We start from the raw sequence: 24,070 nt of genomic DNA, 5'->3' as shown, positions 1-24,070 counted from the left end.
GAATCCGTCGGCGAGTGTCGACCGCACAGGTGACGATTCGTACCAGCCTGGAGGCTCAAGGTGACGCGCATCAGCTGCGGAGGACGGCCATGACATCCGTCCTCGTCTGCGACGACTCCCCGCTTGCCCGAGAGGCGCTCCGCCGCGCGGTGGCGACCGTGCCCGGCGTCGAGCGTGTGACGACGGCGGCCAACGGCGAGGAAGTCCTCCGCCGCTGGGGTGCCGACCGTTCGGACCTCATTCTGATGGACGTACGCATGCCCGGCCTGGGCGGCGTGGAGACCGTCCGGCGGCTGCTGTCCGCCGACCCCGGTGCGCGCATCATCATGCTCACCGTCGCCGAGGACCTGGACGGTGTGGCGCTCGCCGTCGCCGCCGGCGCCCGCGGTTATCTGCACAAGGACGCCTCGCGCGCCGAGCTGCGCGCCACCGTGACGCAGGCGCTCGCCGACCCCACCTGGCGGCTCGCGCCGCGCAGACTGCGTTCGGCCGAGATGGGCGCCGCGCCCACCCTCACCGCGCGGGAGATCCAGGTCCTCGAGGGCATGAGCCACGGCCGCTCCAACGCCGAGATCGGCCGCGAGCTGTTCCTCTCCGAGGACACGGTCAAGACGCACGCCCGGCGGCTCTTCAAGAAGCTCGGTGCCTCGGACCGCGCGCACGCCGTGGCGCTCGGCTTCCGGTGGGGTCTGGTTCGCTAGGTGAGCGGCCCCGAGGGTATGACGGCAGTAGCCCCCGCCCGCTCGACGGCGGGCGGGGCCGGGCCCTCAGAGAGAGCCTCTTCGGTGCCCGATCCCCGTTTCCCGGCGGATGCCGCATCCTTGAGGTGTGGAGTTCCTCGGGGACAGGTCGGTCGAGCGGAAGGGGAGGGCGCAGGAGATGAGTTCCGGCGCACCTGCTCATAACGCTTCGGTGCACAACTATGGACGCGGTGCCACGGAACGGACGACGCCGAGGCACCATGGACCGATGCGCGAAGACGAGACGACGGTGATCGGTGCGCTCGTCCATCGCGCGGTCGACGGCGACGAGCAGGCCACGCACGACCTGCTCGCCCACGTGCACCCACTCGCGTTGCGCTACTGCCGCACCCGTCTGTCCCGGCTTCCGGGCGACGCGCGGCACTTCGTCGAGGACCTGGCGCAGGAGGTCTGCGTCGCCGTCCTCCTCGCGCTGCCGCGCTACAAGGACACCGGGCGCCCCTTCGAGGCGTTCGTCTTCGCCATCGCCGCGCACAAGGTCGCCGACCTTCAGCGCGCCGCGATGCGCCACCCCGGCTCGACGGCCGTCCCCTCGGACGAGATGCCCGAGCGCCCCGACGACTCCCTCGGTCCCGAGGAGCGCGCCCTGCTCAGCAGTGACGCCGAATGGGCCAAGAAGCTCCTGGCCAACCTCCCCGAGAATCAGCGCGAACTGTTGCTGCTGCGCATCGCGGTGGGCCTGACGGCCGAGGAGACGGGCCAGATGTTGGGAATGTCACCCGGGGCCGTACGAGTGGCCCAGCACCGGGCGCTCAGCCGTCTGCGGGCGCTCGCGGAGCAGTAGCGGTCCGTCGGCCGCGGCACGCGCCGCGTGCCGGCGCCGACGGGATTCCCCGTCGCACAGGTGCGAAGGGCGACGGGAGCGGAGGGAGGTGGCCCGCTGCGCGCGCCCCCGACCGGACCCGCGATGAACGTCGAGGTCACCGGTCCCGTACGAACATACGAAGCCGAAGCGCACCCTCAACCGTGGAATGAGAGAGCCATGCTTCCCGTTAGCATGGACATCCGCACCGATCAAGGCCATTTGGGGAAGGTGTCATGACTGCCAACGTCGACGGAGTGCCCGCCAAATTCGCGACACTCGGGCTGACCTACGACGACGTGCTGCTGCTGCCGGGCGCGTCGGACATGGCGCCCGACCAGATCGACACCGCCTCGTACATCTCGAAGAACGTGCGGGTGAACATCCCGCTGCTCTCCGCAGCCATGGACAAGGTGACCGAGTCCCGCATGGCGATCGCGATGGCGCGCCAGGGCGGTGTCGGCGTCCTCCACCGCAACCTGTCCATCGAGGACCAGGCCAACCAGGTCGACCTGGTCAAGCGTTCCGAGTCCGGCATGGTGACCGACCCGATCACGGTGCACCCGGACGCGACGCTCGCCGAGGCCGACGCGATCTGTGCCAAGTTCCGCATCTCCGGGGTGCCCGTCACCGACGGCGGCGGCAAGCTCCTGGGCATCGTCACCAACCGCGACATGGCCTTCGAGACCGACCGTTCGCGTCAGGTCCGCGAGGTCATGACGCCGATGCCGCTGGTCACCGGCAAGGTCGGCATCTCCGGCCAGGACGCCATGGAGCTGCTGCGCCGCCACAAGATCGAGAAGCTTCCGCTCGTCGACGACTCCGGCGTCCTCAAGGGCCTCATCACGGTCAAGGACTTCGTGAAGGCCGAGAAGTACCCGAACGCCGCCAAGGACGCCGAGGGCCGGCTGCTCGTCGGTGCGGCCGTCGGTGTGGCCGGCGACGCCTTCGAGCGCTCCCAGGCCCTCATCGAGGCGGGTGTCGACTTCATCGTCGTCGACACCGCGCACGGCCACTCCCGGCTCGTCGGCGACATGGTCGCCAAGATCAAGTCGAACTCGTCCGGCGTCGACGTCATCGGCGGCAACATCGCCACCCGTGACGGCGCCCAGTCGCTCATCGACGCGGGCGTCGACGGCATCAAGGTCGGTGTCGGTCCCGGCTCCATCTGCACCACCCGCGTCGTCGCCGGCATCGGCGTGCCGCAGGTGACGGCGATCTACGAGGCGTCGCTCGCCGCCAAGGAGGCCGGAGTCCCGGTCATCGGCGACGGCGGCCTGCAGTACTCCGGCGATATCGCCAAGGCCCTGGTCGCGGGCGCCGACACGGTGATGCTGGGCTCGCTGCTCGCCGGCTGCGAGGAGTCCCCGGGCGAGCTGCTGTTCATCAACGGCAAGCAGTTCAAGTCGTACCGCGGCATGGGCTCCCTGGGCGCCATGCAGTCCCGCGGCGAGCAGCGCTCCTTCTCCAAGGACCGCTACTTCCAGGAGGGCGTCGCCTCCGACGAGAAGCTCGTGCCCGAGGGCATCGAGGGCCAGGTGCCCTACCGGGGTCCGCTGTCCGCGGTCGTCCACCAGCTGGTCGGCGGCCTGCGCCAGTCGATGTTCTACGTCGGCGGCCGCACCGTCCCCGAGCTCCAGGAGCGCGGCCGGTTCGTCCGGATCACCTCGGCGGGTCTCAAGGAGAGCCACCCGCACGACATCCAGATGACGGTCGAGGCGCCGAACTACAGCCGCAAGTAACCCGTACGGCATCGATGGGCCCCCGCGCGCGGGGGCCCATCGTCGTCCACGCGCGCGTGGACACGCGCCGATCCGCGTCCCGAGGGCGGTCCCGGAGGTTCCGGGGCCGCCCTCGGCGTGGGCGTCGGGGATACTGGGAGGCGCAGAAGCGAAGAGGGAAAGGCCACACACGTGACTGAGATCGAGATCGGGCGCGGCAAGCGCGGCCGCCGGGCGTACGCCTTCGACGACATCGCCGTCGTCCCGAGCCGCCGTACGCGGGACCCGAAGGAGGTCTCGATCGCCTGGCAGATCGACGCCTACCGCTTCGAGCTGCCGTTCCTGGCCGCCCCGATGGACTCGGTCGTCTCCCCGGCCACCGCGATCCGCATCGGCGAGCTGGGCGGCCTGGGCGTCCTCAACCTCGAAGGGCTCTGGACGAGGTACGAGGACCCGCAGCCGCTGCTCGACGAGATCGCCGAGCTGGACGCGGACACCGCGACCCGCCGCATCCAGGAGATCTACGCGGCTCCCATCAAGGAGGAGCTGATCGGGCAGCGCATCAAGGAGGTGCGCGACTCCGGCGTCGTCACCGCCGCGGCCCTGTCCCCGCAGCGCACGGCCCAGTTCTCCAAGGCCGTCGTGGACGCGGGCGTGGACATCTTCGTCATCCGCGGCACCACGGTCTCCGCCGAGCACGTCTCGGGCGCCTCCGAGCCGCTGAACCTGAAGCAGTTCATCTACGAGCTCGACGTCCCGGTGATCGTCGGCGGCTGCGCCACGTACACGGCGGCCCTGCACCTCATGCGCACCGGCGCGGCGGGTGTCCTCGTCGGCTTCGGCGGCGGCGCGGCGCACACCACGCGCAACGTCCTGGGCATCCAGGTGCCCATGGCCACCGCGGTCGCGGACGTCGCCGCGGCCCGCCGCGACTACATGGACGAGTCCGGCGGCCGGTACGTGCACGTCATCGCGGACGGTGGCGTCGGCTGGTCCGGTGACCTCCCCAAGGCGATCGCCTGCGGCGCCGACTCGGTGATGATGGGCTCCCCGCTCGCGCGCGCGACCGACGCGCCGGGCCGTGGCCACCACTGGGGCATGGAGGCGGTCAACGAGGAGCTGCCGCGCGGCAAGAAGGTGGACCTCGGCACCGTCGGCACCATCGAGGAGGTCCTCACGGGCCCCTCGCACACCCCCGACGGCTCGATGAACTTCTTCGGCGCCCTCCGCCGCGCCATGGCCACCACCGGGTACAGCGAGCTCAAGGAGTTCCAGCGTGTCGAGGTGACGGTCGCGGACTCCCAGCACAAGCGGTAGTCCGCGGGCACGAAGCCTGTACGCGCGAAGGGCCCGTTCACTCGGTGAACGGGCCCTTCGTCGTGAGACCGGCCTGTCAGCCGTTGGTCAGCAGTTCGGCGATGCTCGCGAGGACCAGGCCGACGCCGCCGATGCCGGTGACCGTGCCGTACACCCGGTGACGGAGACCGAGGGTCGAGCCGGCCGGCGGAGCGAAGCGGCCTGCGGCCAGGGCGTTCAGGTCCAGGTTGCGCTGCCGGAGGGCCTCCAGCGCGTCGGCGGCCCCCCGGATGTTGAAAGCGATCCAGCCGCCGGCTGTCGCGGCCGGCAGGCCGAGCAGCATCAAGAACACATAGGGGGCACCCTCAGTCCCCGACCTTGCGGGCGCTCTGGAATGCCACGTACGCGGCGATCGCGAAGAAGACGAACGTCAGCGGGTCGGCCTCTTCCTTCCATGCCTCCTGGACCACGTCGAAGTGGTCGATGAAGACCTCGTTGAAGCCGACGCCGAGCTCTTTGGCGCCGATCATGGCCTCGCCGACGAGCTGGCCGAGGTAGATCGAGGCGACGGACAGGATCACGCTGGCGACCGGCAGGATCTGGTTGCGGCCACCGACGCGGCCCGCGGCGAGGCCGACGAGGAAGCCGACGCCGACCGCGGCCCAGCCGATCTCGTGCTTGGTCAGGCCGATGATGGCGCCGTAGACGCCGGCGGCGACCAGGGCGGCGACGAAGGCGGCGGCCAGGCCGAGCACCAGGTTGTCGCGCACCGGAGCGGCCGGCGCCACCGGGGCGACCGGGAAGCCCGGCTGGGGCGCGCCCTGCGGGGCACTCTGCCCGGGGGCGGGTGCCTGACCGGCGTACGGGTTCTCGAGCGGCGGGCCGGACGGCGGCGGAGTCGACTGACTCATGTGGTTCCCCCCAGGGAATGCGGGCGCACCTGTGGTGTGCGCAAGATGTGGGAGCACACCTGTGGGCGCCCGGGACCCGGGCGCACCTGTGTGCGGAGCTGCCGCACAGTAGCAGGCCCGAGTGACCGGGTGGGAGGGGATTACCGGGAGGTCAGAGGCGGTGCGCCGCTCCTGTCGGAGTGGCTCCCCGTGTGTCCAGGAGGAGTTGGGCCTTCACGGACAGACCTTGCAGGTCGTAGGTGCGGTGCTGCTGGATCAGGATCGTCAGGTCGGCGTCGGCCGCGGCCTCGTAGAGGGAGTCGGCGCGTGGCACGGGCCGGCCCAGGACGCTCCACGCCGGCACGTAGGGGTCGTGATAGCTGACGGAGGCGCCGAGTTCCATCAGCCGGACCGCGATCTCGTGGGCCGGGGAGCCCTGTTGGTCGACGACATCCGCCTTGTAGGTGACGCCGAGGAGGAGCACGCGCGCGCCGCGGGCCGATTTCCCGTGCTCGTTGAGGAGTGCGGCGGCGCGCTGGATGACGTACTGCGGCATCTGGTCGTTGACCTGCTGGGCCAGTTCGACCATCCGCAGGGTGCGCCCCGTGTGGCCGCCGAGGTCCTGGGCCGTGCCGTGCCCACCGACACCGGGGCCCGGACGGAACGCCTGGAAGCCGAACGGCTTCGTCTCGGCGCACCGGATGACGTCCCACAGGTCGACGCCCAGCCCGTGGCAGAGCACCGCCATCTCGTTGACGAGCGCGATGTTGACGTGGCGGTAGTTGGTCTCCAGGAGCTGCACCGTCTCGGCCTCCCGCGGTCCACGCGCGCGCACCACCTTGTCGGTGAGGCGGCCGTAGAAGGCGGCGGCCGACTCGGTGCAGGCGGGGGTCAGGCCGCCGATGACCTTCGGTGTGTTGGCGGGCGTGAAGTCGCGGTTGCCGGGGTCGACCCGGCCGGGTGAGTAGGCGAGGAAGAAGTCGCGCCCCGCGCGCAGCCCCGAACCCTCTTCGAGCAGAGGACGCAGGAAATCCTCGGTGGTTCCGGGGTACACGGGTGATTCCAGGATCACCGTGGTGTGCGGGCGCAGCCGGGTGGCCAGGGTGCGGGCGGCGGCCTCCACCTGGCCGAGGTCGAGGCCGCCGTCCGCACCTCGCGGGGCCGGCGCACAGATGACCGCGGTGCGCACCCGGCCCAGTTCGGCCGGGTTGGTGGTCGGCCGGAAGCCCCCCGCGAGCATCCGACGCAGCTCGGCCGGGGTGAGGGGTCCGCTTTCCGGCCCCGTTCCGTAGCCGAGTGTGGGGATGCCGACGGCCACGGCCGCCTGGGCCAGAGGCAGGCCGAGATGACCGAGTCCGATGACGGCGAGATCTGCGGGCATGGCGTTGGCCGTCCTTCCCAGTAGCCGAAGCGGGACAGGTGCGCAAGCCCGGTGGACAGAACGAGCGAGTGCAATGTCACACTAGGAGTAAATATGACCGATTTGCTGGATTGTTTGGCTGAGATTCCCTGCGCGTCGTCGAGAGTTGTCCACAGGCTGAGGAGCGGACGGTGGCCGAAGCAGGGCATCGCGGTCAGACTTGAGGGCGGGGAGATGCGGGCCCGGTCTCGCCGGACAGGTGCGGCCAGCGCGACGGACAGCGGGAGGCAGCGATGAGGACAGCGACACTGGGGCCGGCCGAGCGTGCCGAGGCACTGGCGGGGATGGCCGAGCGTGAGCTGGACGTGCTGGTCGTGGGGGCGGGCGTGGTCGGCGCGGGCACCGCGCTCGACGCCGTGACACGCGGCCTGTCCACGGGCCTGGTCGAGGCCCGTGACTGGGCATCAGGCACGTCCAGCAGGTCCAGCAAGCTGATCCACGGTGGGCTGCGCTATCTGGAGATGCTCGACTTCGCCCTGGTTCGCGAGGCCCTCAAGGAACGAGGCCTCCTCCTCGAGCGGCTCGCACCGCACCTCGTGAAGCCCGTCCCGTTCCTCTACCCGCTCCAGCACAAGGGCTGGGAGCGGTTCTACGCGGGCTCGGGCGTCGCGCTCTACGACGCCATGTCGCTGGCCCGGGGCCACGGCCGAGGCCTGCCCAGGCACCGTCACCTGAGCCGCCGACAGGCCCTGCGCGTCGCACCCGCCTTGAAGAAGGACGCCCTGGTCGGCGCCCTGCAGTACTACGACGCACAGATGGACGACGCCCGTTATGTCGCCACCCTGGTCCGCACCGCCGCGTCGTACGGCGCGAAGGTCGCCAACCGCGCCCGTGTCACCAGCTTCCTGCGCGAGGGCGAACGGGTCGTCGGCGCCCGCGTCCAGGACGTCGAAGGCGGCGGGGAGTACGAGATCCGTGCCAAGCAGGTCGTCAACGCCACGGGCGTGTGGACCGACGACACCCAGGCGATGGTCGGGGAGCGAGGCCAGTTCCACGTACGGGCCTCCAAGGGCATTCATCTGGTCGTGCCGAAGGACCGGATCACCTCGACGACGGGCCTGATCCTGCGCACCGAGAAGTCCGTCCTCTTCGTGATCCCCTGGGGCCGGCACTGGATCGTCGGCACCACGGACACCGACTGGGACCTCGACAAGGCCCACCCCGCCGCGTCCAGCGCCGACATCGACTACCTCCTGGAACACGTGAACTCGGTGCTGGCGGTCCCGCTCACCCGCGACGACGTCCAGGGCGTCTACGCGGGCCTGCGGCCGCTGCTCGCCGGGGAGTCGGACGCGACCAGCAAGCTCTCGCGCGAGCACACCGTCGCCCACCCCGTGCCCGGGCTCGTCGTCGTGGCGGGCGGCAAGTACACGACGTACCGGGTGATGGCCAAGGACGCGGTGGACGAGGCGGTGCACGGCCTCGACCAGCGGGTCGCCGAATGCGTCACCGAGGAGACGCCGCTGCTCGGAGCCGAGGGCTATTACGCCCTGTGGAACGCGCGGGCGCGGATCGCGCAGCGCACCGGAATCCATGTGGTGCGCGTCGAGCACCTGTTGAACCGGTACGGGTCGCTCGCCGAGGAGCTCCTCGACCTCATCGCCGAGGACGCCTCCCTGGGCGAGCCCCTGGCGGCCGCCGAGGACTACCTCCGCGCCGAGATCGTCTACGCCGCCTCGCACGAGGGCGCCCGGCATCTCGACGACGTCCTGACGCGGCGCACCCGCATCTCCATCGAGACCTTCGACCGCGGCACCCGCAGCGCCCGCGAGGCCGCCGAACTGATGGCCCCGGTCCTCGGCTGGGACAAGGACCAGATCGAGCGCGAGGTCGAGCACTACGAGAAGCGCGTCGAGGCCGAGCGGGAGTCGCAGCGGCAGCCCGACGACCTGACGGCGGACGCGGCGCGGCTTGGAGCGCCGGACATCGTGCCGCTGTAGACCGCGCTCCTCACTCGAACGAGTGTCGGTAGTGGGGATCTTTGTCCGGAATCCAGTCGTTCTACGAGGTGCGGGGGCAGAACTCGGCCGCGAGCAGCGCGGGTTCGAGGTCGGGATCTGTCAATCCGTCCGTGTTCACGCGGAAGGTGAGGACGTGGCGGCCGTCGCCGGTGGCCGCGGTGCGCACGTAGCTGCCGCTGATCCGGCCGTTGTGCCCCCACACCGTGACGCCGCACGACAGCTTCACGGGGAACAGCCCCATGCCGTACGAGCCATGTGCGGTGCGGGTGTCGCGCATCTCGCGCAGCAGACGCGGGGGCAGCAGGTCACCGCCGAGCAGGGCCGTGTAGAAGCGGTTCAGGTCGGCGAGGGTGCTGACCAGCTCGCCCGCCGCGCCGGCCACACGCGGGTCGAGCGTGGTGACGTCCGACCCGTCCGCGGCGTACGCCCGGCCGTGCGGCGCGGGGAGGGAGCGGCGGCTTCCCGGGAAGGACGTTCCGGACAGACCGAGGGGGGTGATGATGCGCCGTTCCGCCTCGGCGGCGTAGGAGTGGCCGGTTACCTGCTCGACGACCAGGCCGAGCAGTACGTAGTTGGTGTTGGAGTAGGCGAAGCGGCCGCGGTCGGCCGGAGGGTGGGTGAGCGCGATGTGTACGGCCTGAAGCGGGGTGACGGGGACGGTGCCCCCGGTGTCCGCGGTGAAGTCGTGCAGGCCGCTGGTGTGCGTCAGCAGGGCGCGCAGGGTCAGTTCGCGGCCGTCGTTGCCGGCGCCGCGCACCAGACCGGGTAGGTGGTCGTCCACGGTGTCGGACAGGGACAGCCGGTGCTCGGCGGCAAGTTGCAGGACGACCGTGGCGATGAACGTCTTGGTGACGCTGCCCGCCCGGAAGTGGTCCGAGCGCGCCATCGCGCCACCGGTGGTGGCGAAGCGCGTGCCGGACTCCTCGCGGGCCAGCAGAGCGGCGGCCGGGGCTCCGCCCCGGGTGACGAGACGGGCGAGCGCTGCGTCCGTCGCGGCTGCGCCAGGACTTCGGGAACGGACCGAGGGCCCTGTCGGCGAGCTCGTCGGAGCCAGGTCGGGCAGGTCGGCCGGGACCAGCAGGAACAGCGTCAGGGACACGGGTATGGCCAGGAGTGTCCGAGGTGTCCGGCGCGCAGGCATCGGCGGTCCTTCCTTGTCGCGGTCCATCATGCGGGACGTCGTCCCGCGGGTCTGCGGCGGTCCCGGCCCGAGTGACGTCGCGGTCGCCGGGCCGTCGCCGCGTGAGAGGCACCCTGGGCGCTGAGCGCTTGTCGGGTGAGGGACAATGGAGGCTCTGTCAGGGCGGGTTGCATGAGGGGACGCATGTCGGAGGCGGAGCGGGCGGGAGCATCCCGTCAGGACAAGAGCGAACGTCTCCTCGCCGGGCGCTACCGGCTGGGGGATGTTCTCGGCCGCGGCGGCATGGGCACGGTGTGGCGGGCCAAGGACGAGACCCTGGGCCGCACGGTCGCCGTCAAGGAGCTGCGGTTCCCGTCGAGCATCGACGAGGAGGAGAAGCGACGGCTGGTCACGCGCACCTTGCGCGAGGCCAAGGCGATCGCCCGGATCCGCAACAACGGCGCGGTGACGGTCTTCGACGTGGTCGACGAGGACAACAGGCCGTGGATCGTGATGGAGCTCGTCGAGGGCAAGTCGCTCGCCGAGGTCATCCGCGAGGACGGGCTGCTCACGCCGCGGCGCGCCGCCGAGGTGGGTCTGGCGATACTCGACGTGCTCCGCTCGGCGCACCGTGAGGGCATCCTGCACCGGGACGTGAAGCCGTCGAACGTGCTGATCTCCGACGACGGCCGGGTCGTGCTGACCGACTTCGGCATCGCCCAGGTCGAGGGCGATCCGTCCATCACCTCGACCGGCATGCTCGTCGGCGCCCCCTCCTACATCTCGCCGGAGCGGGCCCGCGGGCACAAGCCCGGCCCCGCCGCCGACCTGTGGTCGCTGGGCGGTCTGCTGTACGCGTCGGTGGAGGGTGTCCCTCCGTACGACAAGGGTTCCGCGATCGCGACGCTCACCGCGGTGATGACCGAGCCGGTCGAGCAGCCGAAGAACGCGGGTCCCCTGGAGAGCGTGATCTACGGCCTGCTGGCCAAGGACCCCGCGCAGCGGCTCGACGACGCGGGAGCGCGCTCCCTGCTCAACGAGGTGCTGCACACGCCCGAGCCGAAGAAGGCGGAGCCGGAGCCGGCCGACGCGACGAAGGTCGTGGCCCTGCCACCGGTGCCCGACGAGGGACCCGGCAAGGGAAGTTCGGGCGGCGCCTCGGGCAAGCGGGGCGAGGAGGCCGGGGACCGGCTGCGCGGAGCGCTGCGTTCGGTGCGCAAGGCCGCCTCGGCCGCCGGAGCCGCCACCGCGGCGGCGACGGCGCGCGCGAAGGAGTCCGCCGGTACGGCGGGGAGCGAGCGAGCGGCCACCGCCGGTGCCGGTGCGGCCACCTCGCCGTCGCCCTCGGCGCCGGTGTCCGGGAAGGCGTCCGGGGCCGGTGCGGCTCCCGCCGGGAAGGCGGGGGCTCGCGACGGGGCGTCGTCGGACTCCGGTTCGGCGGCCACGGCGGCGGGTTCCGCGGGCTCGCCGGGCGGTGTCTCCGGGTCGGGCTGGCCGGTGGCTCCGGAGCGGCCGCCGCGGCCGGCGCCGCGGGCGTCGCTCACGGATGTCGTACCGCGCCGGACGCTGGTGATCGTCGCGGTGCTCGTCGCGCTGGCCGTGCTCGGGACCGTGCTGGCGCTCACGCTCGGCGGCGGGGACGACGAGGGGGCCAAGGGCGGCAAGAGCGGCGACACCAAGTCGGCCGCTTCCGGCGGTGTGACCGCCGGCGGCAGCGGCAGCGACGACAAGGACAAGGGCGGCGCCGCCCACACGGACAGCGACGACAAGTCGGACAAGGACAAGGACAAGGGCAAGGGCTCCGACGGGGACGGGAACGCGGGCGACACGTCGGACCCGTCGGCGAGCGCGGAGGCCCCGTCGGGCGGCTCGGACGGCGGCAAGGCGTCGGACTCCACGGCCGTGTCGAAGTACAAGAGCGCGCAGGGCTTCTCGATCGGGCTTCCGAAGGGGTGGAAGTACCAGTCCACGGGCGCCGCGGGTGCCCGCTTCACCGGCCCCGACGGTCAGAAGCTCCTCGTCGGCTGGACGACGACGCCGAAGGACGACCCGGTCGCGGACTGGAAGAACCAGGAGCGGTACATGGTGCGCTCGCAGTACCAGCGGGTGCGCATAGAGAAGGTGGACTATCGCGGCTGGAACACGGCCGACTGGGAGTTCACCTACTCGGAGGGCGGCACCGCGTACCGGTCCATCGACCGTGGGTTCGTCGTCAACTCGCATCAGGGATATGCCCTGATGTACACGGCCAAAGCGGCCGACTGGGACAGCGATCTGCGCAAGGACACCTGGAAGACGCTGACCAAGACGTTCCAGCCGAAGTCGTGACGTACCGCTCACCGGTGTGACGTTCTGCCACGGATGGTGGCCCTGAGATCTCGCATCCCCGCTTGCGGGTTGCCTCCGGCACGTATCGTGAGTGGTTGCGGACCGTACGAAGCCGTAACGGAACGCAAGGCGAACGGAATTGACCAACCGATCGGCCGGGGGAGGCATCGTGGACGACTATGCGGGACGGGTCCTCGCCGACCGCTACCGGCTGCCGCTGCCCCCGTCCGACGAGTACGAGTTCGCCGAGTCCCGCGCCTTCGACACCTACAGCGGGCAGGAAGTCCTGGTACGGCAGGTGCCGTTGCCGGAGGTCGTCGAGGCCGAGGTGCTCGACGCGGACGGCCTGCCCGAGGGGTTCGTGGCCCGGGACGGCGGGGCACGGCGGGCGTCCGCCAGGACCACCCGCCGACCCACCGAACCGGCCGTGCGCAGGGCCGTCGAGGCCGCCCAGGCCGCCGCGCAGATCCCGGACCATCCCCGGCTCGACCAGGTGTTCGACGTGTTCGCCGAGGGCGGGTCGCTGTGGATCGTGAGCGAGCTGGTGCCGGCCAGGCCCCTGGCCGCACTGCTCGCCGAGAAGCCGCTGAGCCCGTACCGCGCCGCCGAGGTCGCCTCGGACGTCCTCACCGCGCTGCGCGTCCTGCACGCGCACGGCTGGGTGCACCGCAACATCACCGTGCGCACGGTGCTCGTCTGCGACGACGGCCGGGTCATGCTGACCGGTCTCGCCGCGGGGGCCGCCGAGGAAGCGCTGTGCGGGTACGACCCGGTGCCCGCCCGCGAGGACGTCGGCGACGGATCCGGGACCGGAGCCGACGGCGCCGGTCGGGCGGGTAACGGACCCTCGGGGCACGGCGGTCCGGCGGGCGCGGACGCCTCGCGCGATGCCTCGCGCGATGCCTCGGGACCCGGCACGCGGGGAGCGCCCCGGGGTGCCGGAGGCCGGGGCCCCGGCGGTCCCGTCTCCGGGAACGGCGGGGTGCCCGGCGTCGCCGTGGCCGCCTCGTCCGGAGCCGACTCAGAGGCGGCACGACGGGCCGCGATCGAGGCGCGGGCGGAGCACGGCACGTCCCTTCCGGGGATGCCCGGAGCCGCCGCGGGCGCCGGACCACGGGCGCTCGAAGCGGGCGGCCCGGCCGCCGGGGGCGGCCGGGGAGCGGGCGGACCCGGCGGCGACATCCGGGCGGCGCGGGCAGGAGCCATCGCCGCGTACCGTGCCGGTGCGCGCGCCGCGGCACGTGTGCAGGAGGAACAGCGGGGCGACCGGTTCGCGCTCCCGGCGCCCAGGACCTCGGAGCACCCCGGACAGCCCGACACCCAGGTGCCGGGGAACCCCGGCCCGCACGAGACCGGACACGGCGGACCGCCCCGGCTGCCGGGCCAGGGCGTGGAGCGCCCCCACACCGCACCTCCCGGTCGGATCGCCGATCCGTACGGCGTCGGGGGCCGCGGCAGCTGGCACGGCGCGCAGCCGCGTACCGGGGCCGGCGGGGGCGACGGCCGGCAGGGCGCGCTCCCCGAAGGCCCGTACGGCGGGGCGGTCACACGGAGCGGACTGCCCCCGCTCGCACCCGGACAGCAGACCTCCGCCGCCGGACAGGGCGGCGGCCCCGGCGTGCCCGCGCGGACCCACGGCGCCCCTCGGGGCGCCGACACCGACCGGGCACCCGGTGACGGACGTGCGCAGGGCCGGCCCTACGGAACCGAGGACGGGCCGGGGCAGGGCCCGCAGGCACGGGACGTGCAGGCGGGGGGCGGCGGCTGGGGCGAGCTCGTCGGCGCCACGCCCTCGCGCCGCGGGCCCGGCACGGCGCTCGCCGCGGAGCGCGCCCGGCAGGCGCGCATGGCCGTGGTCGGCCCCGTGACCGAGCGGTGGGCACCCGAACAGGCCGGCCCCGTCCACGAGAACTGGCAGCTGGCGGCACCGATCGGCCCCGCGACCGACCTGTGGGCGCTGGGCGCGCTGCTCTTCCGCGCCGTGCAGGGCCACGCGCCCTACCCGGAGGAGAACACCGCCGAGCTGGTGCAGCTGGTGTGCGCGGAGCCGCCCGCGTTCGCCGAGGAATGCGGGCCGCTGAGGCCCGTCGTGGAGTCGCTACTGCGCCAGGACCCCACCGAGCGCCTCGACTTCGAGGAGCTGCGCGGCTGGCTGCGGTCCTTGGTACGGTCCGCGCCGGAACCGGAGGCCGGGGCTCATGTCGTCGCGGCACCCCCCCTCGACCCGAGCCGGCTGCCGATCGTGCGGCGCCGGGGCGAGCTCGTCCGCAGGCGCCGCGCCGGGCTGCCCGCGACCAGCCCGCACGCCCGCCACAAGCGCGCCAGACAGGACCGGACGGCGAAACCCCGCCGGCTGGGCCGGAACCTGCTCCTGCTGGTCCTGCTCCTGCTGGCCGCCGCGATCGCGTACGCCATGGTCTTCATGCCCAAGACCGACCGGAGCGGCGGTTCGGCGGGCGAGCGGACCGGCTCCGCCGGGGACATCGGTTCCCCGCCCGACACCGGCGGGGACGCGAAGGCGAGCAGCGAGCCACGTCCCGACCAGACCTCCCCGGACACGGACAAGAGTCCGTCGGGGGCGTCCAGTTCGGCCGCCTCGCAGAACCCGGACGACCCGGACGTCGCCCGGGGCTTCACCCTGCGCGAGGACCCCGAGGGATTCCGGGTCGCCGTGGCGAGCGGCTGGGACCGCACACCGAAGAACGGCCGAGGTCAGGTCGTCTACTCGCAGGGCGACTTCGAGCTCGTCGTCGTGCCCGGCAGGGACGGCACGGGGACGTACGGCAGCGACCCGATGACGTACCAGCGTGAGAGCGAGAAGGAGTTGCAGCCGTTCCGGGACTCGACCTGGGCGACGTCCAGCGGGATGCGGCGCATCGACGTGGGCGGACGGGCCATGGCCGAGGGCCAGTTCACCTGGCAGGACTCCCAGGGCCGCTCGCTCTACGTCCGCAACCTCGCGATCCTCGTCGGCGGGCGCTACCACGTGGTGCAGGTACGCGGCCCCGAGGCCGAGCGGGACGAGGTGACCCGTCTGTACGAGCAGGCGTCGCAGACCTACCAAGTCACCGGCTGAGCACGGACCGTACGGGCGTCCGGCCCCTGAACACCGGTGTGCGCAGGCGAGAGACGTGAACACCGGTTGGTTCCCTTCCGTACACGGAAGGGAGAACCGTCACAGTGCGGTCTCCGTACGACCCCGCTTGTTCCCTGCGCGGGGACCGCTCTTTAGTCTGACCCTGTCAAGACCATTGCGGGGAAACGTGAATCAGATGCAGGGCCTGCTCCTCGCGGGCCGCTACCGGCTTGTCGACTCCATCGGCAGCGGTGGCATGGGCCGGGTGTGGCGCGCACACGACGAGGTGCTGCACCGCGCGGTCGCGGTCAAAGAGCTGACCGCCGCGCTGTACGTCGCCGAGGGCGACCTGGCCAGGCTGCTCGCCCGCACCCATGCGGAGGCGCGGGCCGCCGCCCGGATCAACCACTCGGCCGTCGTCACCGTGCACGACGTCCTGGAGCACGACAACCGTCCATGGATCGTCATGGAGCTGGTCGAGGGCAACTCGCTGGCCGACGAGGTCAAGGAACAGGGCCGCGTCGAACCGGCCGAGGCGGCCCGGATCGGGCTGTGGGTGCTCCGTGCGCTGCGGGCGGCCCACGCCGCCGGCGTACTCCACCGTGACGTCAAACCGGGCAACGTCCTACTGTCCGCCGACCGGCGCGTCCTGCTGACCGACTTCGGCATCGCACAGGTCGAGGGCGACACGACCATCACGCGCACCGGCGAGATCGTCGGTTCCGTGGACTATCTGGCGCCCGAGCGGGTGCGCGGCCACGATCCCGGTCCGTCCTCCGACCTGTGGGCCCTGGGGGCCACCCTGTACACGGCGGTGGAGGGACGGTCGCCGTTCCGGCGCACCTCGCCGCTGAGCACCATGCAGGCCGTGGTCGACGAGGAACCGCCGCCGCCGCAGTACGCCGGCCCGCTGGAGCCCGTCATCACCGCGCTGCTGCGCAAGGACCCCGCCACACGCCCGAGCCCCCAGGACACCGAGCAGATGCTCGCCGAGGCCATGGAGGGACGTCGGCCGAAGGCCGCGCAGGCGTACGTGCCGACGGAGCACCTGGACACCGACGTCACGCACCGTCCGGGGCAACCGGACCACGGGACCGGTGCGCACGTGCCGCCGTCGCACGGCGGGCCGGGCGTGCCCTACGGCGGCCCCGGGCCGGCCTACGGCGGACCCGGCGTCACCGCGCACCAGACCCTGCACGCGGGAGCCGCGCCCACCCCGCGCAAGCGGCGGCGCGGCCCCATCAGCGCCCTCGTCGTCGTGCTGGCGGCGCTCGTCGGCGGAGGCACCGCCATCGGCGTCAAGTACGTGAGCGACTGGCGCAAGGACGACACCTCGGTCACCGGCACCGGTGGTACCCGGACCGGCAAGGAGACCGGCGGGACCGGCAAGAGCGAGCAGTCCACCTCCACCCCCGCCGGTGCCGTCCCCGACAGCTGGGTGCGCGTGCACGACGTGGACGGCTTCAGTCTCGCGCTGCCCAGCAAGAAGTGGCAGCGGCAGGCCAACGGCACGCAGGTCGACTACACGCCCGACGGCGGGAAGCACTTCATCCGCATCGCCGTGGACGACTCGCCGGACTTCGAGAACCCGTACATGCACCAGCTCGACCTGGAGAAGCAGCTGACGAAGCTCCAGGCCTACTCGCGGGTGAGCCTGCAGTCCAACACCTTCCGCGACTGCCCCGGCTCCCTCTGGGACTTCACCTGGACCGCACTGCCCAAGCAGACACCGTTCCCGGGCCCCCGCCGCGCCATCGAGGAGACCTACCTCGACCGTGACGGCGTCGAGTACGCGATCTACATGTCGGCGCCCGCGGCGGACTGGGACACCGCCCGCGAGCAGTTCGACGTGATGCTGCGGGGCTGGCGCCCCAAGGCCTGATACCGCCCACGCCGTCGTCGCCGCCCCGGAGGGTCCACGTCCGGTGCGGCATGATGGGGCCCATGGGGACCGAGGGGGAGAACGTCCGTGTGATCGCGGGCCGTTACCGGCTGACAGCCAGGATCGGGCGCGGCGGCATGGGGGTCGTCTGGCGTGCCACCGACCAGCTGCTCGGCCGGCAGGTGGCGGTGAAGGAACTCTCCCTCGACGACTCGCTCTCGGCGGACGAGGCCCGGCAGCAACGCGACCGCACCCTGCGCGAGGCCCGTGCCGTCGCGCAGCTGCGTCACCCGCACATCATCGTCGTGCACGACGTCGTCGAGGACGACGAGCGGCCGTACATGGTGATGGAGCTCATCGACGGCGGTTCCCTCGCCGAACGGATCTCGGCGCACGGTCCGGTCGACGCCCGCGAGGCCGCGCGCATCGGCATCGACCTCCTCGGCGCGCTGCGCCGCGCCCACGACGCGGGTGTCCTGCACCGCGACCTCAAGCCCGCCAACGTCCTGCTGGAGGCGGGCAGCGACCGGGTCGTGCTCACCGACTTCGGCATCGCCCAGGTGGCGGGCGCGACGACGCTGACGGAGAGCGGCGCGTTCGTCGGCTCGCCCGAGTACACCGCTCCCGAGCGGATGTCCGGGGTCAGGACGGGACCCGAGTCCGACCTGTGGTCGCTCGGCGCGCTGCTGTGCACGATCCTGAGCGGCGAATCGCCCTTCCGCCGCGACTCGTTGGGCGGCATCCTGCACGCCGTCGTCGTCGACGAGATCCGTCCGCCCGCCCAGGCCGCTCCGCTCCTGCCCGTCGTGCGCGGCCTGCTGGAACGCGATCCCGAGCGGCGGCTCGGCGCGGCCGAGGCGGAGCGGATGCTGCGCGCCTTCCGGGATACCGGGCGTACGCCGCGGCCGGCGGTGCCGTACACGCCGACACAGCGCGACGTGCCGAGACCGAAGCCGGTGCCGTCCGTATCGACCGGCACCGCGGCGGACGGCCCGCCGAAGCAGTCCACACGGGGTGTCCTGGTCGCCGCGGCCCTGGTCGCCGCGATGGCCGGTGCGGGCGTGTCGGCGGCGGCCCTGCTGATGAACGACGGCGGTGGCGGGGGCGGCAGGCCCTCCTCGTCGGGCACGGCCCACACGTCCGGCGCCCCGAGTACGCCCAGCATCTCGCGTACGCCGTCCGCGTCGCCGGAGCGCCCCGCCCCGACGGTGACCGTGACCCGGCGGCAGAGCCCTGCCGACACCTCCCGTACCGCCGCGCCCTCGGGCTACCACGTCGCGCGGGACCAGGGCTTCTCGCTCGCCGTGCCCGACGGGTTCACCCGCGATCCGCAGGGGGAGCGGGTCTTCTACATGTCACCGGGACAGACCTTCCGGATCGGCATCAAGGTGGCCGCCCCCGAACCGGGCGGCCCCCTCGCGGTGATGCGGGAGTCCGCCGCCAAGGGCCCCGCGAACAACCCGGGTTACCGCGACGGCGTCGTCGAGCGGACCACCCACGCCGGAGCGCCCGCCGCGCTGTGGCAGTTCACCTGGGACGGCTTCGACGAGGCGGAGGGGGCCCGGCACACCTACGACCTGTGCTGGGAGGAGGGCGGCCGGATGTACGACGTGTGGGTCTCGGCGCCGGTCGGGAAGGCGACGGAGGCGAAGGAGTACTTCGACGTGGCGGTGGACACGTTCACGGCGTCCTGAACGGGTGTCTGCGCGCCGGTTCATGGCGACCTGGACGGGTGTCTGCGCCGGTTCATGGCGACCTGGACGGCCGTCCGCGCGCCGGTTCACGGTGACCTGGACGGCCGTCCGCGCGTGCCGTGACGGCCGCATGAGCATGAGCCCGGGCACAGGCCGCACGTACTGCCGTAAACGGGAGATAAGGGATGGCATGCGTCACGGGTCTGTGACCGGCCGCCGGCGGGTCTGGAAGCCGAAGCCCCCACCGCGATAGAGATGGAGGCATGAGCAACAACGGGGGAGTCCCGCACGGGGCCGACGAACCAACGAGTTTCGGTCTGCAACCACCGCGCCCGGCGGCACCGGCACCGCGGTCGGCCGTCCCGTACCCGGGCAATCCCTACGCCACGCCCACCCAGGTCGTCCCCGAGCAGCAGGCCCGCCCCGCGCAGGACCCGGGGACGGGCCGGCTGATCGCCGGCCGCTACCGCCTGCTCGCCAAGCTCGGGCACGGCGGCATGGGAACGGTCTGGCGGGCCAAGGACGAGACGGTGGACCGCGAGGTCGCCGTCAAGGAGCCGCGCGTCCCGGACCACCTTCCCGAGCGTGAACGCTCCAACGCCTTCGAGCGGATGCGCCGCGAGGCGCGCGCCGCCGCACGGCTCGACCACCCGGCGGTCGTGAACGTCCACGACGTCGCGGTCGTGGACGGACAGCCCTGGATCGTCATGGAGCTCGTGCAGGGCCGCTCGCTGGGAGACGCCCTGCAGGAGGGCACGCTCGGCGTCCGCGAGGCCGCACGCGTCGGCCTGGAGGTCCTCGGAGCCCTGGAGGCCGCGCACGCGGCGGGCATCCTGCATCGCGACGTCAAGCCTGACAACGTCCTGCTGGGCCGTCACGACCGCGTCGTCCTCACCGACTTCGGCATCGCGCAGATCGAGGGCGAGACCGATCTGACGGACACCGGCGGCTTCGTCGGCTCACCCGAGTACATCGCTCCGGAACGGGTGCTGGGGCAGCGCCCCGGGCCGGCGTCCGACCTGTGGTCGCTCGGCGTGGTGCTCTACACGGCCACCGAGGGCGTCTCCCCGTTCCGGCGCAGCAACACGCCCGCGACGCTTCAGTCGGTCCTCAACTCCACGCCCGCGGCGCCCGCTTCGGCGAGCGGCGCGCTCGCCGAGGTCATCAACGGCCTGCTGGACAAGGACCCCTCACGCCGGCCGGGCGCGGACCGGGTGCGGCGGCTCCTGGAGGAGGCGGCGCGGCCGCCGGCCCCGGCGCCCACCCAGGTCGCGCAGGTCACGCAGGTCGCGTTGCCCGACGGCAGGGGCATCCGGGTGGGCCGCAAGGCCCTGCTCGGCCTCGGTGCGGCGGTCGTCGCGGCGGCCGTGGCGGCGTACCTGGTGATCGCCGACCCCTTCGCGGGGCCGCTGCCGGACGGCTGGAAGAAGGTGCACGAGAAGGACGTCGCCGCGACGCTCGCGGTGCCCAAGGGCTACCGGGTGAGCCGGCCCGACCGCTCGTCGGACAAGACCCACTGGGTCACGTACACCGACTTGAGCGGCAGCATCTGGGTCGGTCTCACGCTGGCTAGAAAGACGGAGGAGGACACCGGCAAGCAGATCAAGGGCTCGGCCGCCGCCGAGATGTACGCCGACAACGACGGGTTCAAGGAGAGCGGCGAGTACACCCTGAACATGCCCGAGGGGCCGCGGACGTCCACGGACGGGAGCACCGAGTACGAGGGCAAGCCCGCAGCGGAGAACACGGTGAGGTACACGACCACCGACAGCCAGAACCCCCGCCCCCGCGAGGTGAGGATCTTCTACTACAAGTCGTCCGCGGGCGACATGTACAAGCTCACCATCAGCTACCCGGGTGAGGGCGACTTCACGGCACGCGGCCGTGAAGTCGCAAAGGCGGCGATCGCGAACCTGGACATCGACAGGCTCTGAGGACCCCGTCGGGGGCGAGGGGTTGCGCTCGGGCCGCTCCAGCGGCCCGGGTCCGGCTCGGGCCGGACCCGCGGTCCCGGCGGTCCCGCTCGGGGCGGACCGGTGGCCCCGGTCGAGCCCGGCCGACCGGCGACCCCGGGCGAGCCGGACCGGCCGGCGGCCCGCGCGGGGATCAGGCCAGCTTGGCGGTCTGGGCCTTGACGATCTCGGACGGGATGTCGTAGTCGGCGGCGCCGTCCGGGGTCTCGCCCGCGAAGGCGGCCAGGCTCAGCGTGTAGTACGTGGCGACCGTGCTGCCGTGGCGGACGACCTCGCCGTGCACGGTCACGTCGCCACCGTCGGCATCCACGGTCACCGCGAACGCGAGGGCCTCGTCGCCGTCGCCGGAGGCCTTCTCGCCCTCCACCTTGGTGATCTTCTGGGTGTCACCCTTGTCCGCGACCTTGAAGCCGCCCGCGCAGCCCTTCACCGCGTCGGACACCGAGGACAGGGTCTTCTCGGCGCCGTCGCCCTCGTAGGAGGAGAGCGAGACGATCGTCACCGTGCCGGTCAGGGCGTCGGTGATCGACTTCATCGCGTCGTCGAGCTCCTCGTCGGTCATGTCCTCCAGCTTCTTGGAGGAAGACACGCTGGGGGAGGCCGAAGGGTCCTGCGTGACCACGCGCTTGACGTCGGCGGCGGAGTCACCGGGCGCGAGCCCTGCCATGACGTAGGCGACCGGCGCGCACTTCGCGTCCTCCACCTCGAGGTCGTCCTTGGTGGTGGTGGACCCGTCGGACTTGTCCGCCGACTCGACCTTGTAGCCGTCGACGTCGCTCGTGACGATGATCCGCTGCTCCAGCTCGGCGCTGCTGAGGGCCTTCGCGGCAGTGGTCTCCTTGTCCGCGCCGGTGCTCTCGCCGCTGTCGCCGGAGCCGCTGTCGGAGCAGCCGGTGGCCAGGGTGAGGGTGAGGGCCGAGGCGACCGCGGCCATGCCTGCGCGCGACAGCGCGAGTCTCTTCATTTTTGTCGATCCTTCGATCTGTCCGAGAGTGAAAGGACTATGAGGGAAGGGTCAAGGAATCGTCAACCGATCAAGGTCGGAAGTGTTCGCTCCTGCATCGCCCGCTTGCCGAAGGGACTTTGAGGGGCCGTCGGGCGACGTGGACCTGGCGTGGGCGGCGCGGCCCTCCGGTCACGGCGCCGGGGTCTTCCGCCGTACGCGGCCCCGGCCGTCCGCCGAGGGCGGAGGACGCCCGGGTCCTCCGCCGAGGGCACCCCGGAAGGCCACCGCGGGCGTCCCGGTCGTCCCCGCGGTGTCCCGGCGACGTCCCCGCGATGTCATCAACCCGTGATCGTCGGGCGAACAACGCCCTGATCAGGGCGTTTGTTGCCAGCGATCACTGGCAGCGTGTGTGCAGTCCGTGAAAGCCGATTACCGACGGGTACCCAAAGGGGCCGGGCAGGCATACCCTGCGGCTCATGACGGACTCGCAGGCCACGGAGCAGGCCACGGAAACGACCAGCGGCGACGAAGCCGGTACGGGCAGGCCCGGTACCAACCCCCTCGCGCCCGCCCCCGCGGGAGCCCGCACCGCGGCCGATGTCGTGACGCCCGAGCTGGTGGCCCAGCTCACCAAGGGTGTGGCCGGATCCGGGCGGACCGCCAACCACACCCCGTTCACCGGCGAGAAGCTGGCCGACCTGCCCGAGTCCACCCCCGAGGACGTCGCCGAGGCGTTCGCGCGGGCCCGCACGGCGCAGATCGCCTGGGGAGCCACGCCCGTCCGGCAGCGCGCCGCCGTGCTCCTGCGCTTCCACGACCTCGTCCTCGCCCGGCAGGCCGAGGTGCTGGACCTCATCCAGCTGGAGACCGGCAAGGCCCGGCTGCACGCGCACGAGGAGGTCCAGGCCGTCACGGTCGCCGCACGGCACTACGGACGCAAGGCGCCCGCGTACCTGAGGCCCAAGCGGCACACCGGCGCCGTGCCGACCCTCACCAAGGTCACCGAGCTGCGCCACCCGCGCGGCGTCGTCGGCCAGATCGCCCCCTGGAACTACCCGCTCGAACTGTCCGTCGGCGACGCCCTCCCGGCGTTCGTCGCGGGCAACGCCGTCGTGATGAAGCCCGACACCGAGACCTGCCTCACCGCTCTGTGGGCGCGCGACCTGCTCATCGAGGCGGGGCTGCCCGCCGAGGTATTCCAGGTCGTCATCGGCGACGGGCCCGTCGTGGGTCCCGAGGTCGTCAAGCACGCCGACTACGTCTCCTTCACCGGGTCGACGCGCACCGGCCGGGAGGTCGCCCAGGGCGCCGCGGCACGCCTCGTAGGCGTCTCCCTCGAACTCGGCGGCAAGAACGCCATGGTGGTCCTGGAGGACGCCGACATCGACAAGGCCGCCGCGGGCGCCGTCCGCGCCTGCTTCTCCTCGGCCGGCCAGCTCTGCATATCCATCGAGCGGCTCTACGTCCACGAGTCCATCGCCGACGCGTTCGCGGACCGGTTCGCCGCCCGCACCAGGGCCATGCGCCTCGGCACCTCCCTGGCCTACGGCGCCGACATGGGCTCCCTGGTCGGCGAGCGGCAGCTGGAGACCGTGACCCGGCACGTGGAGGAGGCCGTCGCCAAGGGCGCCAAGGTCGTCGCCGGCGGAGTCGCCCGCCCCGACATCGGCCCCTACTTCTACGAGCCGACCATTCTCGACGGCGTCGAGGCGCCGATGGCCGTCTGCGCCGAGGAGACCTTCGGGCCCGTCGTCTCCCTCTACCGCTTCAAGACCGAGGACGAGGTCGTCGAGCTCGCCAACGCCACGCCCTACGGCCTCAATTCTTCCGTGTGGACCAAGGACGGCCGCCGGGGCCGCGCGGTCGCGGCCCGGCTGCGCACCGGCACGGTCAACGTCAACGAGGGCTACGCGCCCGCGTACGGCAGCGTCCAGTCGCCGATGGGCGGCATGAAGGACTCCGGTCTCGGCCGCCGGCACGGCTCCGAGGGCATCCTCAAGTACACGGAGGCCCAGACGGTCGCCCAGCAGCGGCTGCTGCCGATGGCGCCGTCGCTCGGCATGGACGACGAGAAGTACGCGGCGTTCATGAGCCGGAGCCTGAAGGTCATGAAGGCGTTCCGGCTCCGCTAGACGCCGCGGCCCCCGGGGCGGGCCGGTCGGCCCGCCCTTCTTCGCCCCGTCCCGATCGTCCCCCTGTC

At 72.3% G+C, this 24,070-nt stretch carries 16 protein-coding genes; 11 read left to right on the top strand and 5 right to left on the bottom strand.

Features of this window, described 5'->3' with window-relative positions; translation table 11 throughout:
* Positions 1-89 precede the first annotated feature (89 nt).
* The 4 genes from H305_RS0139890 (at position 90) to H305_RS0139875 (ending at position 4,601) form a co-directional block, all read left to right on the top strand.
* A complete protein-coding gene (locus H305_RS0139890; protein WP_003948568.1) occupies positions 90-701 on the top strand; it encodes a response regulator transcription factor in 612 nt (203 codons plus the stop codon).
* A 268-nt stretch (positions 702-969) separates the two neighbouring features.
* Positions 970-1,545 (top strand): sigma-70 family RNA polymerase sigma factor, encoded by a 576-nt coding sequence (locus H305_RS0139885; protein WP_028805397.1) that lies wholly within the window; start codon positions 970-972, stop codon positions 1,543-1,545.
* Between the two features lie 254 nt (positions 1,546-1,799).
* Positions 1,800-3,305, top strand: coding sequence for an IMP dehydrogenase (gene guaB / locus H305_RS0139880; RefSeq protein ID WP_028805396.1), 1,506 nt, complete (start codon positions 1,800-1,802; stop codon positions 3,303-3,305).
* 171 nt (positions 3,306-3,476) lie between these two features.
* Positions 3,477-4,601 carry a GuaB3 family IMP dehydrogenase-related protein gene (locus H305_RS0139875; protein ID WP_028805395.1) on the top strand — a complete coding sequence of 375 codons (1,125 nt, stop codon included), beginning with the start codon at positions 3,477-3,479 and terminating at the stop codon, positions 4,599-4,601.
* Between the two features lie 76 nt (positions 4,602-4,677).
* Here H305_RS0139875 and H305_RS0139870 read toward each other — a convergent pair whose 3' ends face one another.
* From H305_RS0139870 to H305_RS0139860, 3 genes are all read right to left on the bottom strand, one after another.
* Positions 4,678-4,932, bottom strand: coding sequence for a hypothetical protein (locus H305_RS0139870; protein ID WP_028805394.1), 255 nt, complete (start codon positions 4,930-4,932; stop codon positions 4,678-4,680).
* 13 nt (positions 4,933-4,945) lie between these two features.
* Positions 4,946-5,491, bottom strand: coding sequence for a hypothetical protein (locus H305_RS0139865; protein ID WP_028805393.1), 546 nt, complete (start codon positions 5,489-5,491; stop codon positions 4,946-4,948).
* Positions 5,492-5,642: 151 nt separating this feature from the next.
* Positions 5,643-6,851 carry a nucleotide sugar dehydrogenase gene (locus tag H305_RS0139860; protein ID WP_028805392.1) on the bottom strand — a complete coding sequence of 403 codons (1,209 nt, stop codon included), beginning with the start codon at positions 6,849-6,851 and terminating at the stop codon, positions 5,643-5,645.
* A 272-nt stretch (positions 6,852-7,123) separates the two neighbouring features.
* On the opposite strand from H305_RS0139860, the gene H305_RS0139855 reads away from it, so the two are divergent.
* Positions 7,124-8,830 (top strand): glycerol-3-phosphate dehydrogenase/oxidase, encoded by a 1,707-nt coding sequence (locus H305_RS0139855; RefSeq protein WP_028805391.1) that lies wholly within the window; start codon positions 7,124-7,126, stop codon positions 8,828-8,830.
* Positions 8,831-8,891: 61 nt separating this feature from the next.
* Here the strand turns inward: H305_RS0139855 and H305_RS0139850 are convergent, their stop codons facing one another.
* Positions 8,892-9,992 carry a serine hydrolase domain-containing protein gene (locus tag H305_RS0139850; RefSeq protein WP_028805390.1) on the bottom strand — a complete coding sequence of 367 codons (1,101 nt, stop codon included), beginning with the start codon at positions 9,990-9,992 and terminating at the stop codon, positions 8,892-8,894.
* Positions 9,993-10,175: 183 nt separating this feature from the next.
* Between H305_RS0139850 and H305_RS0139845 the strand changes: the two genes are divergently transcribed.
* The 5 genes from H305_RS0139845 to H305_RS0139825 all read left to right on the top strand — a co-directional run bounded on the left by H305_RS0139845 (position 10,176) and on the right by H305_RS0139825 (position 20,885).
* Positions 10,176-12,299, top strand: coding sequence for a serine/threonine-protein kinase (locus H305_RS0139845; RefSeq protein WP_028805389.1), 2,124 nt, complete (start codon positions 10,176-10,178; stop codon positions 12,297-12,299).
* 169 nt (positions 12,300-12,468) lie between these two features.
* Entirely contained in the window at positions 12,469-15,375 is a 2,907-nt protein-coding gene (locus H305_RS0139840) for a protein kinase (protein WP_028805388.1), read from the top strand.
* A 196-nt stretch (positions 15,376-15,571) separates the two neighbouring features.
* Positions 15,572-17,257: a serine/threonine-protein kinase gene (locus tag H305_RS0139835; RefSeq protein ID WP_028805387.1), complete on the top strand. Its 1,686-nt coding sequence runs from the start codon at positions 15,572-15,574 to the stop codon at positions 17,255-17,257.
* Between the two features lie 62 nt (positions 17,258-17,319).
* Entirely contained in the window at positions 17,320-18,951 is a 1,632-nt protein-coding gene (locus H305_RS0139830; protein ID WP_028805386.1) for a serine/threonine-protein kinase, read from the top strand.
* A 263-nt stretch (positions 18,952-19,214) separates the two neighbouring features.
* Positions 19,215-20,885, top strand: a complete 1,671-nt coding sequence (locus tag H305_RS0139825) for a serine/threonine-protein kinase (RefSeq protein ID WP_028805385.1) — start codon at positions 19,215-19,217, stop codon at positions 20,883-20,885.
* A 172-nt stretch (positions 20,886-21,057) separates the two neighbouring features.
* On the opposite strand, the gene H305_RS0139820 is transcribed toward H305_RS0139825, so the two are convergent.
* The gene (locus tag H305_RS0139820; protein ID WP_051371485.1) at positions 21,058-21,888 is read right to left on the bottom strand and encodes a hypothetical protein; all 831 of its coding nucleotides are present in this window, start codon (positions 21,886-21,888) and stop codon (positions 21,058-21,060) included.
* Between the two features lie 458 nt (positions 21,889-22,346).
* On the opposite strand from H305_RS0139820, the gene H305_RS0139815 reads away from it, so the two are divergent.
* Positions 22,347-24,002: a succinic semialdehyde dehydrogenase gene (locus H305_RS0139815; RefSeq protein ID WP_028805383.1), complete on the top strand. Its 1,656-nt coding sequence runs from the start codon at positions 22,347-22,349 to the stop codon at positions 24,000-24,002.
* Positions 24,003-24,070 lie beyond the last annotated feature (68 nt).

The organism is Streptomyces sp. 142MFCol3.1 (assembly GCF_000424945.1).
GTDB classification, from domain to species: Bacteria; Actinomycetota; Actinomycetes; order Streptomycetales; family Streptomycetaceae; genus Streptomyces; species Streptomyces siamensis.
The sequence above is the reverse complement of the archived record's forward strand: the minus strand, read 5'-3'. Positions and strand labels throughout refer to the sequence as shown.

What these genes read in the sequence shown, in the direction of transcription:
- H305_RS0139890 (WP_003948568.1), top strand. Translation starts at nt 90, where the DNA reads ATGACATCCGTCCTCGTCTGCGACGACTCCCCGCTTGCCCGAGAGGCG.
- H305_RS0139885 (WP_028805397.1), top strand. Translation starts at nt 970, where the DNA reads ATGCGCGAAGACGAGACGACGGTGATCGGTGCGCTCGTCCATCGCGCG.
- guaB (WP_028805396.1), top strand. Translation starts at nt 1,800, where the DNA reads ATGACTGCCAACGTCGACGGAGTGCCCGCCAAATTCGCGACACTCGGG.
- H305_RS0139865 (WP_028805393.1), bottom strand. Translation starts at nt 5,491, where the DNA reads ATGAGTCAGTCGACTCCGCCGCCGTCCGGCCCGCCGCTCGAGAACCCG.
- H305_RS0139860 (WP_028805392.1), bottom strand. Translation starts at nt 6,851, where the DNA reads ATGCCCGCAGATCTCGCCGTCATCGGACTCGGTCATCTCGGCCTGCCT.
- H305_RS0139855 (WP_028805391.1), top strand. Translation starts at nt 7,124, where the DNA reads ATGAGGACAGCGACACTGGGGCCGGCCGAGCGTGCCGAGGCACTGGCG.
- H305_RS0139850 (WP_028805390.1), bottom strand. Translation starts at nt 9,992, where the DNA reads ATGCCTGCGCGCCGGACACCTCGGACACTCCTGGCCATACCCGTGTCC.
- H305_RS0139845 (WP_028805389.1), top strand. Translation starts at nt 10,176, where the DNA reads ATGTCGGAGGCGGAGCGGGCGGGAGCATCCCGTCAGGACAAGAGCGAA.
- H305_RS0139835 (WP_028805387.1), top strand. Translation starts at nt 15,572, where the DNA reads ATGCAGGGCCTGCTCCTCGCGGGCCGCTACCGGCTTGTCGACTCCATC.
- H305_RS0139830 (WP_028805386.1), top strand. Translation starts at nt 17,320, where the DNA reads ATGGGGACCGAGGGGGAGAACGTCCGTGTGATCGCGGGCCGTTACCGG.
- H305_RS0139825 (WP_028805385.1), top strand. Translation starts at nt 19,215, where the DNA reads ATGAGCAACAACGGGGGAGTCCCGCACGGGGCCGACGAACCAACGAGT.
- H305_RS0139820 (WP_051371485.1), bottom strand. Translation starts at nt 21,888, where the DNA reads ATGAAGAGACTCGCGCTGTCGCGCGCAGGCATGGCCGCGGTCGCCTCG.
- H305_RS0139815 (WP_028805383.1), top strand. Translation starts at nt 22,347, where the DNA reads ATGACGGACTCGCAGGCCACGGAGCAGGCCACGGAAACGACCAGCGGC.